17 protein-coding genes are annotated in these 17,411 nt (G+C 64.6%); 12 read left to right on the top strand and 5 right to left on the bottom strand.

The features are described from left to right. Nucleotides 1–30 precede the first annotated feature (30 nt). The 4 genes from LFL96_RS00685 (at nt 31) to LFL96_RS00670 (ending at nt 4,779) form a co-directional block, all read left to right on the top strand. Entirely contained in the window at nt 31–1,317 is a 1,287-nt protein-coding gene (locus LFL96_RS00685) for an efflux RND transporter periplasmic adaptor subunit (protein WP_280997008.1), read from the top strand. Then, the gene (locus LFL96_RS00680) at nt 1,317–2,858 is read left to right on the top strand and encodes an efflux transporter outer membrane subunit (RefSeq protein ID WP_280997007.1); all 1,542 of its coding nucleotides are present in this window, start codon (nt 1,317–1,319) and stop codon (nt 2,856–2,858) included. The genes LFL96_RS00685 and LFL96_RS00680 overlap by 1 nt, the downstream gene beginning before the upstream one ends. A 257-nt stretch (nt 2,859–3,115) precedes the next feature. Then, on the top strand, nt 3,116–4,261 hold the full coding sequence (locus LFL96_RS00675; protein ID WP_281000853.1) for an MFS transporter: 1,146 nt from the start codon (nt 3,116–3,118) through the stop codon (nt 4,259–4,261). A gap of 332 nt (nt 4,262–4,593) precedes the next feature. Then, the gene (locus LFL96_RS00670; RefSeq protein WP_280997006.1) at nt 4,594–4,779 is read left to right on the top strand and encodes a hypothetical protein; all 186 of its coding nucleotides are present in this window, start codon (nt 4,594–4,596) and stop codon (nt 4,777–4,779) included. A 91-nt stretch (nt 4,780–4,870) separates the two neighbouring features. Here LFL96_RS00670 and mgrA read toward each other — a convergent pair whose 3' ends face one another. Next, entirely contained in the window at nt 4,871–5,914 is a 1,044-nt protein-coding gene (gene mgrA / locus LFL96_RS00665) for an L-glyceraldehyde 3-phosphate reductase (RefSeq protein ID WP_280997005.1), read from the bottom strand. A 288-nt stretch (nt 5,915–6,202) separates the two neighbouring features. On the opposite strand from mgrA, the gene LFL96_RS00660 reads away from it, so the two are divergent. Next, on the top strand, nt 6,203–6,409 hold the full coding sequence (locus LFL96_RS00660; RefSeq protein WP_280997004.1) for a DUF3185 family protein: 207 nt from the start codon (nt 6,203–6,205) through the stop codon (nt 6,407–6,409). A gap of 35 nt (nt 6,410–6,444) precedes the next feature. Here the strand turns inward: LFL96_RS00660 and LFL96_RS00655 are convergent, their stop codons facing one another. From LFL96_RS00655 to LFL96_RS00645, 3 genes are all read right to left on the bottom strand, one after another. Next, nucleotides 6,445–7,206 carry a phytanoyl-CoA dioxygenase family protein gene (locus LFL96_RS00655; protein WP_280997003.1) on the bottom strand — a complete coding sequence of 254 codons (762 nt, stop codon included), beginning with the start codon at nt 7,204–7,206 and terminating at the stop codon, nt 6,445–6,447. A 277-nt stretch (nt 7,207–7,483) separates the two neighbouring features. Continuing rightward, a complete protein-coding gene (locus LFL96_RS00650) occupies nt 7,484–7,810 on the bottom strand; it encodes an STY0301 family protein (RefSeq protein ID WP_280997002.1) in 327 nt (108 codons plus the stop codon). Further along, a complete protein-coding gene (locus LFL96_RS00645; protein ID WP_280997001.1) occupies nt 7,797–8,177 on the bottom strand; it encodes a BPSL0067 family protein in 381 nt (126 codons plus the stop codon). Before LFL96_RS00645 ends, LFL96_RS00650 begins: the two co-directional genes overlap by 14 nt. A 590-nt stretch (nt 8,178–8,767) precedes the next feature. On the opposite strand from LFL96_RS00645, the gene LFL96_RS00640 reads away from it, so the two are divergent. Beyond that, the gene (locus tag LFL96_RS00640; RefSeq protein WP_280997000.1) at nt 8,768–9,136 is read left to right on the top strand and encodes a hypothetical protein; all 369 of its coding nucleotides are present in this window, start codon (nt 8,768–8,770) and stop codon (nt 9,134–9,136) included. A gap of 165 nt (nt 9,137–9,301) precedes the next feature. Here LFL96_RS00640 and metK read toward each other — a convergent pair whose 3' ends face one another. Beyond that, complete coding sequence (metK, locus tag LFL96_RS00635; protein WP_280996999.1) at nt 9,302–10,492, bottom strand: methionine adenosyltransferase; 1,191 nt, start codon at nt 10,490–10,492, stop codon at nt 9,302–9,304. A gap of 287 nt (nt 10,493–10,779) precedes the next feature. On the opposite strand from metK, the gene LFL96_RS00630 reads away from it, so the two are divergent. The 6 genes from LFL96_RS00630 to LFL96_RS00605 all read left to right on the top strand — a co-directional run bounded on the left by LFL96_RS00630 (nt 10,780) and on the right by LFL96_RS00605 (nt 17,372). Continuing rightward, on the top strand, nt 10,780–11,664 hold the full coding sequence (locus LFL96_RS00630; RefSeq protein ID WP_280996998.1) for a lipid A biosynthesis lauroyl acyltransferase: 885 nt from the start codon (nt 10,780–10,782) through the stop codon (nt 11,662–11,664). 222 nt (nt 11,665–11,886) lie between these two features. Next, on the top strand, nt 11,887–12,798 hold the full coding sequence (gene dapF, locus LFL96_RS00625; RefSeq protein WP_280996997.1) for a diaminopimelate epimerase: 912 nt from the start codon (nt 11,887–11,889) through the stop codon (nt 12,796–12,798). A gap of 58 nt (nt 12,799–12,856) precedes the next feature. Beyond that, on the top strand, nt 12,857–13,597 hold the full coding sequence (locus LFL96_RS00620; protein ID WP_280996996.1) for a DUF484 family protein: 741 nt from the start codon (nt 12,857–12,859) through the stop codon (nt 13,595–13,597). A gap of 140 nt (nt 13,598–13,737) precedes the next feature. Continuing rightward, nucleotides 13,738–14,661 carry a tyrosine recombinase XerC gene (xerC, locus tag LFL96_RS00615; RefSeq protein ID WP_280996995.1) on the top strand — a complete coding sequence of 308 codons (924 nt, stop codon included), beginning with the start codon at nt 13,738–13,740 and terminating at the stop codon, nt 14,659–14,661. Nucleotides 14,662–14,791: 130 nt separating this feature from the next. Further along, a complete protein-coding gene (locus tag LFL96_RS00610) occupies nt 14,792–15,994 on the top strand; it encodes a class I SAM-dependent rRNA methyltransferase (RefSeq protein WP_280996994.1) in 1,203 nt (400 codons plus the stop codon). A 277-nt stretch (nt 15,995–16,271) separates the two neighbouring features. Then, nucleotides 16,272–17,372, top strand: a complete 1,101-nt coding sequence (locus tag LFL96_RS00605) for a GTP-binding protein (RefSeq protein ID WP_280996993.1) — start codon at nt 16,272–16,274, stop codon at nt 17,370–17,372. Nucleotides 17,373–17,411 lie beyond the last annotated feature (39 nt).

Below are 17,411 nucleotides of genomic sequence, written 5' to 3'. Positions count from 1 at the left end.
CCGCCCACGCATCTTCACAGGGGAAGTTTGATGGAAGCTCACCGTCCAGACGGTTCAGACCACGCGCACGATCCGGGCAAGCGCAAACGCGCGCGCTGGATCACGACGGCGGTGACCCTCGCCGTCATCGCGCTCGCCGCGCAGGGCATCTGGTCGCGCCACGATGCGCACGCGGCGCTCGAACGCGACGCGGAGCACGCGAGTCAGACGAGCGTGGAAGTGGTGCGTCCGCAGAAGTCGACCGCCGGTCTCGATCTCGTCTTGCCGGGCAACGTGCAGGCCTTTCTCGACACGCCGATCTATGCACGCACCAACGGCTACCTGAAGAAGTGGTATGCGGATATCGGCGCGCAAGTGAAGCGCGGCCAGTTGCTCGCCGAGATCGACACGCCTGAGGTGGACGATCAACTGCGCGCCGCGCGCGCCGATCTCGCCAACGCCGAGGCCAACTACGCGCTCGCGAAAAGCACCGCCGACCGCTGGACCGACATGCTGAAGAGCAAGTCGGTGTCGAAGCAGGAAACCGACGAGAAAGTCGGCGACATGCTCGCCAAGAAAGGCACGCTGGATGCCGCGCGCTTTAACGTCGCGCGTCTGGAGAAGACGCAGTCGTTCCAGAAGGTCTATGCGCCGTTCGACGGTATCGTGACCGCGCGCAACGTGGACGTCGGCGCGCTGATCGATGCGGGCAGCGCGGGCGGCCCCGCGAAGGAGCTGTTTCATGTCGCGCAGGCGGACCGCTTGCGGGTCTACGTGAACGTGCCGCAGGCCTACGCGCAACAGGTGCGCGCGCAACAAAGCGCGTTTCTCACGCTGACCGAGGCGCCGTCGAAACACTATCCCGGCACGGTCGCGCGCACCGCCGGCGCCGTCGATCCGCAACAGCGCACCATGCTCGTCGAAGTGGGCGTCGACAATCGCAACGGCGACTTGTTGCCGGGCGCGTACGCGCAGGTGCATTTCGCGTTGGGCACGGGCGCCGCGCCGTTCACGTTGCCGGGCAATGCGTTTCTGTTCCGGCCGGACGGCGTGAAGGTCGCCACGGTGGATGCGCAGCAGAAGGTGAAGCTGCTGCCGGTGTCGCTGGGTACGGACTTCGGGACGCGCGTGGCGGTGGCGTCGGGATTGCATGGCGATGAGCGGGTGATTCTGAATCCGCAGGACTCGATCGTGGATGGCGCGCCGGTGCGCGTCGTGCAGCGCAAGGCGGAAGGTGGCGCGGGTGGATCGGCACCGGCGTCGGCATCGGCGGCGAACGCGTCGGAGAAGGCCGCGGATAAAACACCCGCCGCGCCGCGCCCGGCGAGCGCATCGTGATGCGCGCGCCAACTAATTCGGCTCCGGCGCGCCGCAATCGCTGCGCACCGGCGCGTGGACGCACGCCCGCATGCCACGCAGCCCTGGCGTTCGCGCTGGCCTGCTCGCTCGCCGCCTGCACGGTCGGCCCCGACTACGTCAAACCACCGGCCACCGCCGCCGCGACCTACAAGGAACTGGAAGGCAGCGGCTGGATGCCCGCGCAACCCGCCGACACGCTCGCGCGCGGCGCCTGGTGGAACGTCTACGCCGACCCCGCGCTCGACGCGCTCGAACAGCAGGTCGCCGGCGCGAACCAGAACGTGCAGGCCGCGCAGGCGCGCTTTCGCGCCGCCCGCGCAACGGTCGCGCAATACCGGTCCACCTACTTCCCGATCGTCAGCGCGAACGGCGACTATTCGCGCGCGCGGACGTCGAGCAACGTGCTGCACAAATCGACCGCCGGTCTGGCGCTGAACGACTACCTCGTGCAGGCCGACGCGTCGTGGGAACCCGATCTGTGGGGCCGCGTGTCGCGCAGCGTCGAAGGCGCGAAGGCCGAGGCGCAGGCCAGCGCCGCCGACGTTCAGGCCGTGCTGCTGTCGATGCAGGCCGAACTCGCGACCGACTACTTCGAGTTGCGCGGCATCGATCGCGAGCGCCAGTTGCTCGACGATACGATCAAGGCCTACACGGAAGCGCTCGATCTGACGCAGCACCGCTACGCGGGCGGCATCGCCACCGACGCCGACGTCGCCCAGGCGCAAACGCAACTGAAGACCACCCAGGCGCAGGCGCTCGATCTCGGCGTGCAGCGCGCGCAGCTCGACCATGCGATTGCGATTCTGACCGGTCAGACGCCGTCGACGTTTTCGTTGCCGGTCGCGCCGCTCGTCGCGATCCCGGTCGTCGCGGCGGCGGGCGTGCCGTCGGCCTTGCTCGAACGTCGCCCCGACATCGCGGCGGCGGAGCGCCACATCGCCGATATGAATGCGCAGATCGGCGTCGCGACCGCGGCGTTTTTCCCCAGTCTGATTCTGTCGGTGACCGGCGGCCTCGAAGCGACCAACTACAGCCAGTGGCTCGTCGCGCCGAGCCGTCTGTGGTCGCTCGGCCCGGCGCTCGCGGGCACGCTGCTCGACTTCGGCGGACGCGCCGCCGTCAAGGAACAGGCCCAGGCGCACTACGACGAAAGCGTCGCGCAATACCGGCAGACGGTGCTGAGCGCGTTCGGCGAGGTCGAGGACAACCTCGCCGCGCTACGTGTGCTCGAACAGGAAGCCGCCGCGCAGGACGACGCCGTCGCCGCCGCGCAGCGTGCGCTCGCGGTCGTGTCGAATCGCTACAAAAACGGCGCGATCACCTATCTCGACGTGGTGGTCGCGCAGACCACCGCGCTGACCAACGAGCGCAACGCGGTGTCGATCGCGCGCCGGCGGATGGCCGCCAGCGTTGCGTTGATCAAGGCGCTGGGCGGCGGCTGGGATGTGTCGGCATTGCCGACCGGCGAACAGATCGTGCACCCGGCAACGCCCGCGAGCGAGGCCGCGGCGCACGGTTAGCGGGCTGTAAAAAGCGCGCGGGGGTTGCCGCGGTTGCCCTCCTCGCCGACTCGCGCGCCCTTTTCAGCGTATCCTTAACTGCTTCGACTCACCCGCGTTGCCAAGGAGAATGTTTCGTGAACGCGCCGCCGGAATCCCACCGGACTGCTCCATCGGCTGATCCTGTTTCACCCGTCTCAGCAAGCGCGTCGGCTGCGGCCGATGCCTCCGCCCTCCTTTATCTCGAACGCGGCACCCGCGCTTACTGGCGCGCCAGCATTGCGCTGCTGTTCGCCGGCTACGCGACCTTTTCGCTGATGTACTGCGTGCAGCCGCTGCTGCCGTCGTTCTCCGCCGCCTTCGATGTCACGCCCGCGCAGAGCAGCCTGTCGCTCTCGGTGACGACCGCCGCGCTCGCGCTGGCGATTTTCGTCGCCGGGTTCGTGTCGGAAGGCTGGAGCCGTCACAAGCTGATGACGCTATCGCTCACCGTCTCGGCGCTGCTCACCGTCGGCGTCTCGATCACGCCGCACTGGCATCAACTGCTGGTGCTGCGCACGCTCGAAGGGCTCGCGCTCGGCGGCGTGCCGGCCGTCGCGATGGCCTACCTCGCCGAGGAAGTGCACCCCGATGGCCTCGGTCTCGCGATGGGGTTGTATGTCGGCGGCACGGCGATCGGCGGCATGGCGGGGCGGGTGATTACCGGCGTCGTCGCAGATCTGTTTTCATGGCGCGTCGCGATCGGCACGATCGGCGTACTCGGTTTGCTGTCGATGCTCGCGTTTCGCGCGCTGCTGCCGCCGTCGCGTCATTTCGTGCCGCGCCGGGGACTCGGCTTCGGCCACCATCGCAGCGCGCTGCTCAGGCAGTTCACGCGTCCCGGCTTGCCGCTGCTGTTCCTGCTCGGCTTCGTGCTGATGGGCAGTTTCGTCACGCTGTACAACTACATCGGCTACCGCCTGCTCGCGCCGCCCTATCGTTTGAGCCAGACGGAAATCGGCGCGATTTTCGTCGTGTATCTGACGGGCGTGGTGGCGTCGCCATGGTCGGGCCGCATGGCCGATGCATTCGGCCGCGCGCGCGTGCTGTCCGCGAGCTTGCTGCTGATGGCGTTGGGCCTCGCGCTCACGCTGTTGCATCCGCTCGCCGCGATTGCGGCTGGCATTGCCTGCGTGACCTTCGGCTTCTTCGCCGGACACGCGGTCGCGAGCGGCTGGGTCGGGCGACTCGCGAAGGAAGCGAAGGGCCAGGCCGCCGCGTTGTATCTGCTCGCGTATTACATCGGCTCCAGCGTGGTCGGCTCGTATGGCGGACACATCTGGGCGGACTATGGATGGAACGGCGTCGCGGGATTGGTGGCGGTGCTGCTCGTGATCGGTTTGCTCGCGGCGCTTCGCTTGCGGCGGCAGGAAGCGGAAAGCTGAGTGCGCCGGATAATGGTCCGGATAACGGTCCGCGTAGCGGTTCAAATTCGAGCTCGATCCACAGCCTGCGCGCTTCGCGTCGAATCAACCCGCATCGAAAAGTAAGGCCAGTGTAAGCATCCGCTTCACTGTTTTCGCCCTACTTGCCGCGTTGCACCAATCGCGGCGCGCCTAGATGGATCGGCTTCAGCGCCTTGCGAATAGCCGCTGCGGCGCCGCATGACGATGTTATGTTGGTCTAACCGTCTCCTATACTCGAAACTCGCAAGGCAGCCGCGCGATGCCAATAAACGGGGCGCCTGCCTTCGCCAGTATCAGATAAGGAGACGACTATGACGACCTACTTCACGATCGGCGATTTCATCCTGGTGATTCCGATGGCGCTGGCCGGCGCCCTGTTCGTCGGCGCGTTGCCGTGCAAGACGGAGTTCCGGCACAACGTGCTGCGCGTGATCGGCGCGCTGATCGGCGTGGTGTTCGCCGTCGTCCTGGTCGAAGGTTTGCCGGCGCTGGTCTAGCGCCGCAACAACGAAAAAGCCGCCACATGGGCCAACGCCATGGGCGGCTTTTCTGGTTACGCCGACGGGGTCACGCCGGCGTGCCGGGGGATCAGATCGCCTGATCCGTCGACGGTTTTTCCCACAGGTTGATGCCGCCTTCGGTCGCATAACGATCGATTTCCGCGAGTTCGTCCTTCGAGAACGCGAGGTTCTTCAGCGCGCCGACGTTCTCGCGCACCTGCTCCGCGCGGCTCGCGCCGATCAGCACCGAGGTCACGCGCGGATCGCGCAGCGCCCACGCCAGCGCCATCTGCGCAAGACTTTGTCCGCGCCGCTGCGCGATGTCGTTGAGCTTGCGCACGTGCTCGATGTTCTGCTCGCTCAAATGCTCCTGCTTCAACGAGCCGCCGCCCGCTTTGTTCACGCGCGCGTCCTGCGGCACGCCGTTCAGATACTTGCCTGTCAGCAAACCCTGCGCGAGCGGCGTGAACGCGATCGCACCCGTGCCGGTCTTTTCCAGCGTGTCCAGCAACTCGTGCTCGATCCAGCGGTTGAGCATGTTGTACGCCGGTTGGTGGATCAGCAGCGGCACCTTGTATTCGGCGAGCAGCTTCGCCATTTCAAGCGTCTTGCCGGCCGAATACGACGAAATGCCGATGTAGAGCGCCTTGCCTTGCTGCACGGCGGTCGCCAGCGCACCCGCGGTTTCTTCCAGCGGCGTGTCCGCATCGAAACGATGCGAATAGAAAATATCGACGTAGTCGAGGCCCATGCGTTGCAGGCTCTGGTCGAGACTCGCGAGCACGTATTTGCGCGAGCCGCCGCCCTGGCCGTACGGACCCGGCCACATGTCCCAACCTGCCTTCGACGAAATCAGCAGCTCGTCGCGGTACGGTTTGAAGTCGTCCTTGAACAGACGGCCGAAGTTGGTTTCGGCGCTACCGTACGGCGGCCCGTAGTTGTTGGCGAGGTCGAAGTGGGTAATGCCGAGATCGAAGGCGGTGCGCAGAATGTCGCGCTGCGTGGAGATCGGCGTGGTGTCGCCGAAGTTGTGCCACAGACCGATGGAGAGCGCCGGCAGTTTGAGACCCGACTTGCCGCAGACGCGGTACTGCATGTCCGAATAGCGTTCTGAAGCTGCTTCGTAAGCCATTGCTTGTGTCCTTGAAGTTGAGGTTGCCCAACCAGTGCGGGCGTGAGGCAATCACTTGCTGCGGGAGGCGGTGGTGCTGGATGAGCCGCATCAATGCTGTAAAGGAAATCCGCTCGATGCGTGGTTATGTGCGGCTAGTCCGCTATGTTAGCCAATCGATGTGAACCTTGCAGACACGCGTTATGCGGATGAACACGGGATGCTGGCGGGACGGCTGCGGGATGGACGATTGCTTGCGGCTACCCTACACTCTGCGCGGTTCAGAATCCAGACAGACGGGAGAAGGGGATGGCAAAGGCGATTTCCATCGCGCTGATTGTCGGCGGCATCGTGCTGCTGTATTTCGGCGGACAGGCGTTCAACTCGGTGAGCAGCGACGTCTCGCGCGTGTTCACCGGTTCGCCGACCAACAAGGCAATCATGCTGATCGTCGCCGGCGTGGTGGCCACGATCGCGGGGCTGACCGGCGTGGCGTTGTCGGGGCGCAAACGGTAAAGGCAAATCTCGCGGCCTTACGCCGCGAGTTCCAGTCAGAACGCCACTTCAGGCTTGGCGGCCGAGCGGGTGCCCGGCAACGGCACGTTGCTCGCGCCGTGATAGGTGTACACCAGCGAGAACTTCACTTGATCGCTCAGGTTCTTGCCCGCCGAATGCAGCGTGTTGCAGTGGAAAAACACCACGTCGCCGGCCTTGAGCGTGGGCGAAACGGCGGTACGAATCCAGGCCTGGTTGTCGTCGAGGTCCGAGCGGAAAAACTTGGCCTCGTCGAAACGATCGGACGTAAACGGCGCGTCATGCGACTTCGGCACCAGCCATAGCGCGCCGTTGTCGACGGTTTCATCGCCAAGCGCGAGCCACACCGACACCAGATCGTCGCGCTCGAACGACCAGTAGCGCACGTCGCGATGCCAGCCGGTCAGACTGCCGTACGCCGGATGCTTGGTCATCATGCAGTTGTGATGCGCGCGCGAAAGACGCGGCGCTTCGCCAAAGTACAATTCCATCCAGCCGCGAATTTCCGGCGCGGTCGCCCACTGCGCGAAGGCCGGCGCGCGACCATACGCATCCAGCAGCCGACGCACCGTATGACCGCCCGCCGCCTGCCTCGAACTCGGCGCGCCGGGATATTTCAGATCCGCTTCGAACTCGATCGGCGTGGCCGCTTCGTGCAACTGCTGCACCGCAAGCTGTTTCAATTCGGCGCAACGTTCGGGCGACACCAAACCGGGCACGACGACAAAACCTTGCTCCCGCAACGTCTGAATCTGCTCTTTCTTCGAATGGAGTGACATGGTGTTCCGTTACTGTCGACTAGCTGATGCTCGATTGTAAAACGGGCGCGATCGGACTGCGCGCGGTTTCGGCAAGCGGGAACGCGTAGGGAAAGCGGGAATTGCGGAGCGTGGCGGGGAGGATGATCGAGGTCAAGAAAATTTCGACTTAAAGCTCGCCGACCCGAACGAGAAATCGGGGGATTTTTTCAGTGTCGATTTTCGGGCGTTGATTATCGCTGCGCGCATATCGGCGTGTTGCCGACATGCGCTGTGGGACGCGACTTCGATCGCCAATTCAGCGGCAATACGCCTGGAACGGTTTATTTCCCGCCTCGCAGACTTTCTGCGTTGGCGCGTGGAGCGTGATCGTCTTTGCCGTGTTCTTGTATTTACAGACAAGATAGGGGTCGACGCCGTCCAGATTCCAGCGATCCACTCGCCCGGCAGGTTCGGGAACCAGATCAGCCTCCTGCTCTGGAGGCCCGTCGAACAACGACGCGTTGATCAACGCGTGTCGCGTACCGACATCCACCACGCTGGCAGGACATACGACCCGTGCGGTGGCGGACACGCTCATCGCACCAAGACACAGCGTCATGGAAATTGCCTTAACGGACCACATAGAATTGATCTCCGTCGTTCACTTTGGGGCCATGTCCATTTCTGAATCGGATGGTCCTCTCGTGTACAGGCTGCTGCGTGTGTCCATTCCATTGATCCAGAACACGAATGCCAGTTTCGTTTTGTCCAAGATAGATCGCGGCGTGGCTACGCCCATCCGTGTGATTCCCATATCGCCCGTTGGAATCGAAAGTTGCGATGACAGTCCCGGGCGCTATCGAACTGGAGCCCTTCACGAGATCCCCCTGGTTCCAGAGTGAGGAAGCCGGTATGGATACCACTTCGTGGACGAACGACACACATTGGCCATCGCCAACAAGTTGCCCTTTCAGCGCGTTGGCCACGGCAAGATTCGCTACGTAAGGCATTCTTCCTCCGTTGAAAGTGACGAAGAAACGTACAGGTAAATTTCAAGCAACTCGTTTAGTAAATCTTCGAGCGTGATCATAAACTTAAGTCAGACGATTTACCTCACGAGCAAGCCTGGAGCATCAAGGCATCACTGAAAAAATGAATAAAGATGCGCCTTGATTAACCCGTCTACTTGCCATGGATCCGAAATGCATCAATTTCTCCGGCGGCCATTTGTCCGCAGTCCACACATCAAACTGCCCGCACATCAACCGGGCAAACGCGCACGATAACCGGTCGCAAAGGGCGCGACCCCGCGTGGTGCGCACCATGGCCGTTCTCCGTAAAAACCCCGATTCGCAGGGTAAAAACCGACTTTCTGACGTCATGAATCACGTGTAGCCTGCATACATGTTTAACGCCATTCCCGCGCTCATGCGCCGCATACTGGCCGTCAGCGCCGCTCCCGGCGGCCTGCGCACTCCGCGTTTTTTCTCCGATCGAATTCCCGGCGTTCATGCCGCGCTTTGCGAACCTGTCATTGGCACATTTGCTGCTGCGACAGGCGCACCATTCGTCGCGCGACACGTTGCCCCACTCTGAAGCCATGCACACTCTTTTGAATACCCGCCTCACCCGCGCCGCACTCAAAGCGGCGCGTCCGGCACGCCGCCATGTGGTGAGCGCGCTGCGTCACCACGCCACGCGCACCCGCGCGCTCGGCGAGCAATGGCGCGATGCCAGGGCCGTCGACGGCATCCGCACGTGGTTTCACACCTTCTTTTCCGCCCTGCGTCTGCATGGCAGTTCGCGCCGCTTCTCGCTGCGCACGCTGCTGCGCAAGCCGACGCCGCAACGCCTCGCCGCCCCGCGGCGTCCGCAACTCGCCGCGCCGCAGAACACGAGCCGGCGTCCGCGCCGCATGTCGATCAACGGCAGCACCGGCTGGTTCGCGTTTGCGTTCGCCAGCCGGTAAGACGCGGTAAGCGACCCGTCCGCGACTCGCGACAGACACGGCCCGGTAACGCGCTGCTATTGCGAAACTCGCGCCGCAGCGCATTGACTGCCCCAAAACGAAAAACCCCGCCCGTGCATCGACGCACGGGCGGGGTTTTTCTTTACAGCAGCGAACCGTCGGCGCTTATTCAGCCAGCGCAGCCACCGGTTCCGTGCCGGCCGCTTCGGCCAGCGCCAACGCCTTGTCCGTGGCTTCCCACGTGAATTCCGGCTCTTCGCGGCCGAAGTGGCCATACGCCGCGCTCTTCTCGTAGATCGGACGCAGCAGGTCGAGCATCTGGATGATGCCCTTCGGACGCAGATCGAAGTGTTCCTGCACCAGACGCGTGATCGTCGCATCCGACACGCGGCCCGTGCCGAACGTGTTGACCATCACCGAAGTCGGCTGGGCGACGCCGATCGCGTACGACACCTGGATCAGGCAGCGCGACGCGAGGCCGGCGGCCACGATGTTCTTCGCGACGTAACGGCCCGCATACGCAGCCGAACGATCGACCTTCGACGGATCCTTGCCCGAGAACGCGCCACCGCCGTGCGGCGCCGCGCCACCGTACGTATCGACGATGATCTTGCGGCCGGTCAGACCGCAATCGCCTTGCGGACCGCCGATCACGAAACGCCCGGTCGGGTTGACCAGGAACTTGATGTCGCCCTTGATCAGATCGGCCGGCAGCGTCGGCTTGATGACTTCCTCGATCACGGCTTCGCGCAGCGTGGCCAGATCGATGTCCGGCGAGTGCTGGGTGGACAGCACGACGGTGTCGATGGAATGCGGCTTGCCGTCGACATAACGCACGGTGACCTGCGACTTCGCGTCCGGGCGCAGCCAGGGCAGACGGCCGTCGCGGCGCAGATTCGCCTGGCGCTCGACCAGACGGTGCGACAGGTGGATCGGCAGCGGCATCAGTTCCGGCGTTTCCTCGCACGCGAAGCCGAACATCAGGCCCTGGTCGCCCGCGCCTTGATCGAGGTTGTTGTCGTGCGCGCGGTCCACGCCCTGCGCGATGTCCGGCGATTGCTTGTCGTACGCGACCAGCACCGCGCAGCCGCGGTAGTCGATGCCGTAATCGGTGTTGTCGTAGCCGATGCGCTTGATCGTATTGCGCGCGACCTGGATGTAGTCGACGTTCGCGGTGGTGGTGATTTCACCGGCCAGCACGACGAGACCCGTATTGCAAAGCGTTTCCGCGGCAACGCGCGAATATTTGTCTTGCGTCAGGATGGCGTCGAGGATCGCATCCGAGATCTGATCCGCGACTTTGTCGGGATGGCCTTCGGAAACGGATTCGGAAGTGAAGAGATAGTCGTTTGCCACGTTGCAGACTCCTGTTGTGTGGTTACGGTTGAGTTTCACGTAGCCAGCTTCGGGAGCCTTGAAGCGGCGACGCTTTAGCGGATTACCTTACTGACCGGCTCGAACCGCGTGAAACCACGTGGACCGCACCTGCCAGCTTCGCCCCGCAAGTTGTCTATTAACTCGGCGAAGCCATTATTATAGCGACTTCCCAAGATTGTCACCGAGTGTCTACGAGTGCCGTATTACGTCAACTCTTCCGCTTTCCTGAAATCCGTCCGGTGCCGCGCCTCATCTGGAGAATCGGCATGCTAAGCCGGTACGCCACCAAACTCGCCATCGCGCTGCTGAAACTGTTTGCGCTGTTGCCGTACGGCCTGATCGCGCGTCTCGGCGACGGGCTCGGCTGGCTGCTCTACCAGATTCCGAGCAAGCGCAAACGCATCGTCCACATCAACCTGAAGTTGTGCTTTCCCGAGTGGAGCGACGAGCGCCGCGAAGAAGTGGCCGGCAAGCACTTCCGGCACGCGATTCGCAGCTATCTGGAGCGCAGCGTCCAGTGGTTCGGCTCGGCGAAGAAGCTGGAGAAGCTGATCGTGGTCGACAGCGAAGTCGATCTCACCGACCCCGACATGCCGCCTACGCTGCTGCTCGGCTTTCATTTTGTCGGGATCGAAGCCGGGTCGATTTTTCTGAACTACGCCCTCGATCGCCAATGTGGTTCGCTCTACCAGCCGATGTCGAACCCCGAACTCGAAGAAGTGGCTAAAACCGCCCGCGGCCGTTTCGGCGCGGACATGGCGAGCCGCGCCGACAGCGCGCGCATCGTGCTGCGCTGGCTGCGCGAGCGCAAGCCGGTCATGCTTGGCGCGGACATGGACTACGGCGCGCGCAATTCGACCTTCGTGCCGTTCTTCGGCGTGCCGACCTGCACGCTGACCGCCGTGGGCCGTCTCGCGAAGGTCGGCCACGCGCAGGTCGTGCCGTTCATCGGCGAGGTGCTGCCGAACTACAAGGGTTACCGGCTGAAAGTCTTCAAGCCGTGGGACAACTACCCGACCGGCGACGACGACGCGGACGCGCGTCGCATGAACGAATTCCTCGAACAGCACATTCCGTTGATGCCCGAGCAGTACTACTGGGTGCACAAGCGCTTCAAGACCCGGCCGCCGGGCGAGCCGAGCGTGTATTGAGCGGTCGTTGAACGGCCGTCGAGGGCATTTGAAGGGCCTTTGCGCGGCCTCGCCCGTCTTGCCGCCTGCCGTCCTGCCGGCCGTGCTCGCTGCCGGGACGAACAGAGCCGGACGGATTCAGGCAGGGCCGGCGCCGATCCCGCCGGCACGCGGAAAAACCGCCGAAGGCCGAAATAACGCGGCCGCCGGCGCAGCCATGGGCGCGTCACTTACAATAGCGCGATGAAACTGAAATTCACCAAAATGCACGGCGCGGGCAACGACTTCGTCGTGCTCGACGGCTACACCCAACCGGTCAACCTGAGCCCGGCGCAGGTGCGCGCGCTCGCGGACCGGCATTTCGGCGTCGGCGCCGACCAGTTGCTGCTGGTCGAGAAGCCCACGGTGCCGGGCGTCGATTTCAGATATCGCATCTTCAATTGCGACGGCGGCGAGGTCGAGCATTGCGGCAACGGCGCGCGCTGCTTCGTGAAGTTCGTGCGTGAACGCGGTCTGACCGATCAGCGCAGCGTGCGCGTGCAGGTGCAGAACGGCACCATCACGCTGACCATGCAGGAAAACGGCGAGGTGCTGGTCGACATGGGCGTGCCGGTGTTCGATCCGGAACACGTGCCGTTCGCCACCAAGGGCCTCGAAGGCCGTCGCGAAGGCGCGGACACGCTCTGGCCGCTGGATGTGAACGGCGCGACGCGCTGGGTGTCGGTGGTGTCGATGGGCAATCCGCACGCGGTGCAGATCGTCGACGACGTCGAAGCGTTTCCCGTGCTGGTCGACGGTCCGGTGATCGAGCGTCACGCGCGTTTTCCGCAGCGCGTGAACGCAGGCTTCATGCAGATCATCGGCCGTAGCGAAGTCAAATTGCGCGTGTTCGAGCGCGGCGCCGGCGAAACGCTGGCGTGCGGCACGGGCGCATGCGCCGCGGTCGCGGCCGGCATCCGGCGCGGCTTGCTGGACGCGCCGGTGCGCGTGCATACGCATGGCGGCACGCTGACCATCACGTGGAGCGGCGAACAAGCCGGCGACCCGTTGCTGATGGCTGGCCCCGCGGCCACTGTTTTCGAAGGCGAAATCGAGTTGGCCGACGAGTTGACCAACACGCTGGCCAACCCAGCGGCAACCCCGGCCGCCGCCTGAACTTCCTTGACCGACGCGCCGCCGCAAGGCGTCGCCCCGTAGTCCTTTAGCCGAAACCATGAACGATCGCGAAGTCGCCGACTACCTGCTCGCCAATCCCGAATTCTTCGCCGACCACGCGGAAACACTCGCGACCATCCGGCTTGCGAACCCGCACGGCAAGGCCGCGGTGTCGCTGCAGGAACGGCAGATGGACATGCTGCGCGACAAGAACAAGCATCTCGAACGCCGTCTCGCCGAGTTGCTGCGCTACGGCCACGAGAACGACAGCATCGCCGCGAAATTCAACCGCTGGACCATCCGCGTGATGGCCGAGCGCGATCCGTACGCGCTGCCGCGGACCATCGCCGGCGGATTGCGCGATATTTTCGACGTGCCGCAAGCCGCGCTGCGCGTGTGGGACGTCGCCGAACCGTATGCGCAGGCCGACTTCGCGCGCCACGTCGGCGAGGAAGTGCGGATTTTCGCCAACAGCCTGACCGCGCCGTATTGCGGCGCGAATACCGGCTTCGAGGCGGCGCAATGGTTGACGCCGTCGGCTGGCGCCGCGCATGCCGCGCACACCGCCGGGGAAGACAACGCGTCGGGCACGGCAGCGCCGGAGTCGGCCCACGTGACCGAATCGATCGCGCTGCTCGCGCTGCGCGACCCCGAGGGCAAGGAAGAAGCCGCCACCTTCGGCCTGCTGGTGATGGGCTCGGCCGACGCGCGCCGCTTCCACGACGGCATGGCCACCGACTTCCTGACGCAGATCGGCGCGCTGGCCAGCGCCGCGCTGAGCCGGTTGTTGCCGCGCTGAGCGCCGCGACATGGCCGATCGCGCACCGTGTCCGATTACCCGTGCGCCGTGCCGGCCGGGTCGTCCATGCCGGCCACGTTGTCCACGTCGGCCGCGGCCGGTCCCGCTAGCCGTATCCCGAGCCTGAAATCGAGCCCAACGTGACCGAAGCCGACCCGATCGCCGCCTATCTGTCGAATCTCGAACACGAGCGGCGCCTGTCGGCGCACACGCTGCGCGCCTACACCCACGAACTCGACGAACTCCGCCTGCTGGCCAAGGGCCGGCCGCTCGAAAGTCTGACGGCGGTGGATATGCGCGGCGCGGTCGTGCGCGCGCATGCGGGCGGCCTGAGCGCGCGCTCGATCGGTCACCGTCTGTCGGCATGGCGCGCGTTCTACCGCTGGCTGGCGGGGCGTGTCGATCTGCCGGCCAATCCGGTCGCCACCGTGCGCGCGCCGAAGCAGGCCAAAACGCTGCCCAAGGCGCTGTCCGTCGACGACGCCACGCGCCTGATGGACAACCCGCCGCCCGAATCGCTCGAAGGTTTGCGCGATCACGCGATGCTCGAACTGTTCTACTCGTCGGGTCTGCGCCTGTCGGAACTGGTCGGCCTCGACGCGCGTTTCGCCGATGCCGACGGCTACCGCTCGGCCGGCTGGCTCAAGCTCGATGCCGCCGAAGTCGAAGTGCTCGGCAAGGGCAACCGTCGCCGTATCGTGCCGGTCGGCAGCAAGGCGCTCGCCGCGCTGAACGCGTGGCTCGCGGTGCGCGACCAGATGGTCAAGCACGATCCGCATCCGCTGTTTCTGTCGGCGCGCGGCAACCGGCTGTCGCCGAACGTGGTGCGCGAACGCGTCAAGCGCGCGGCGATGCAGGCCGGCATTCCGGCCAACGTGCATCCGCACGTGCTGCGGCATTCGTTCGCCACGCATGTGCTGCAATCGAGCGGCGATCTGCGCGCCGTGCAGGAGTTGCTCGGCCACGCCAGCATCACCGCCACGCAGGTGTACACCGCGCTCGATTTCCAGCATCTCGCGCGCGTCTACGATCAGGCGCATCCGCGCGCCAAGAAACGCGACTGAGATCGCATGGCGGCGGCGGCTTCCGATCGACTCGCCGCTTCCGTTCCACCCGCTGCTGCCGGATTACTCGCCGCGTGCGCATTGCCACGCGGATCATTGCTTCACTGCTCACTGCTTCACTGAACCGCCGATGAATACCGTTACGCTCAAACCGTCGAAAGAAAAGTCGCTGCTGCGCCGTCATCCGTGGGTCTATGCCAACGCGATCGACCGCGTCGACGGCAATCCCGCGCCCGGCGCCACCGTGCTGGTGCGCGCGCACGACGGCCGGTTCCTCGCGCGCGCCGCCTACAGCCCGCATTCGCAGATCCGCGCGCGGGTGTGGAGCTTCGACGAAAGCGAGCCGATCGATCACGCGTTCTTCAAGCGCCGCGTGCAGCGCGCGCTCTCGCATCGGCAAACGATGGTGCACGACACCGGCGCGGTGCGGCTGATTTTCGGCGAGGCGGACGGCCTGCCCGGCCTGATCGTCGACCACTACGTCGCCGAGGACGCGGGCCAGCGCAGCCAGCTCGTCTGCCAGTTCATGGCGACGGGCGTCGAGGCGTGGAAAGAGGCGATCGTCGCGGCGCTGGTCGGCGCGACCGGCTGCCCGAACGTCTACGAGCGCTCGGACGTGTCGATCCGCCAGAAGGAAGGCCTCGAACAGATCACCGGCGTGCTGGCGGGCGAAGCGCCATCCGACGCGCTGATCGCGAGCGAAAACGGCGTGCGCTATCACGTCGACGTGCGCAACGGCCACAAGACCGGCTTCTACGTCGATCAGCGCGACAACCGCCTGCTGGTACAGCAACTCGCGCAGGATCGTGAAGTGCTGAACTGCTTCTGCTACACCGGCGGGTTTTCGCTGGCGGCGCTCAAGGGCGGCGCCAAACGGGTCGTGTCGATCGATTCGTCCGGCGACGCGCTGGCCATCGCGCAGCAGAACGTGGCCGCCAACGGCTTCGACGCCGAACGCGCGACGTGGCTCGACGCCGACGCATTCAAGACGCTGCGCCGTCTGCACGACGAGGGCGAGCGCTTCGACCTGGTGGTGCTCGATCCGCCGAAGTTCGCGCCGTCGAAGGAACATGTGGATCGCGCGGCGCGGGCGTACAAGGACATCAACCTGACGGGGTTGAAGCTGCTGCGGCCGGGCGGCCTGCTGTTCACGTACTCGTGCTCCGGTGCGATCGATGCCGAGCTGTTCCAGAAGATCGTCTCCGGCGCGGCCGCCGACGCGCGCGTCGATGCGCGGATTCTCAAGCGGCTCGGCGCGGGCGTCGATCATCCGCTGCTCACCGCGTTCCCGGAAGGCGAATACCTGAAGGGGCTGCTGTTGCAAATCGCCTGACTGCCCTTACATTCAGGCTTATTTGTCGTGCCGGGCGATGCGGGACGGGCAACGCGGGAGGCCGAACGGCGCCGCGCGGGTACACAACCCGCCCTCCCCTGCAACCGCCCGGCAGATATGTTTCAATAACCGGCTCAGGCGGGGCTGCGCGCCATCCGGCCGCCGCGCCTCAGGCTTCGACGCTTGACGCTTCGGCGTCTCGGGCATCGACGCTTCAGGCATCCGCGCTTCCGGCGCTCGATTACGCACGTTTCACGAACACACACAGGCGACCCTCATGATCCCAGTCACCATCCTCACCGGCTTTCTCGGCAGCGGCAAAACCACCCTGCTCAAGCGCATCCTGAACGAAAAGCACGGCATGAAGATCGCCGTGATCGAAAACGAGTTCGGCGAAGAGAACATCGACAACGAAATTCTCGTGCAGGACACGACCGAACAGATCATCCAGATGAGCAACGGCTGCATCTGCTGCACGATCCGCGGCGACCTCGCGCGCGTGCTGGGCGATCTGGCGGCGAAAAAGCAGGCGGGCGAGTTCGACTTCGACCGCGTGGTGATCGAAACCACTGGTCTCGCGAATCCGGGCCCGGTCGCGCAGACCTTCTTCATGGATAACCAGATCGCCGACGAATTCCTGCTCGACGCGATCATCACGCTGGTCGACGCGAAGCACGCGAACCATCAATTGGACGAGCACGAAGTGGTACAGCGTCAGGTCGGTTTCGCCGATCGCCTGTTCATCACGAAGGCCGATCTCGTCGATGAAAAACACGTGGATGCGCTGCGTCACCGTCTGCTGCACATGAACCCGAAGGCGGCGATCAAGGTCGTCAATTTCGGCGAAGCGGACATCAAGGAAATCTTCGACCTGCGCGGCTTCAACCTGAATTCGAAGCTCGAAATCGATCCGGACTTCCTCGCCGAAGACGAGCACGCGCATAGCCACGCCCACGCGCACGACGAACACGGCCACACGCATGCGCATGACGACCACGATCATGCCAACTGCGATCACGATCATGGCAAGTGCGACCACGAAGGCCACGATCATGCGCATCACCATCACGCGCATCACGACGACAAGATCAAGTCGTTCGTGTACCGCAACGACCGGCCGTTCGATCCGAACAAGCTGGAAGACTTCCTCGGCGGCATCCTGCAGATTTACGGCGAACGCCTGCTGCGCTACAAGGGCGTGCTGTATATGAAGGGCGTCGATCGCAAGGTGGTGTTCCAGGGCGTGCATCAGATGATGGGCAGCGACCTCGCCGCGAAATGGCAGCCGATCGAGAAGAAGACCAACAAGATGGTGTTCATCGGTATCGAACTGCCGCAGGACCTGATCACCGACGGTCTGGACGCCTGTCTCGCCTGATACCGATATCCAATCCAGCCGGCTGGTTTTGCGTTCCAC

The organism is Paraburkholderia sp. D15 (genome assembly GCF_029910215.1).
In the GTDB taxonomy this organism is placed as follows: domain Bacteria; phylum Pseudomonadota; class Gammaproteobacteria; order Burkholderiales; family Burkholderiaceae; genus Paraburkholderia.
The sequence above is the reverse complement of the archived record's forward strand: the minus strand, read 5'-3'. Positions and strand labels throughout refer to the sequence as shown.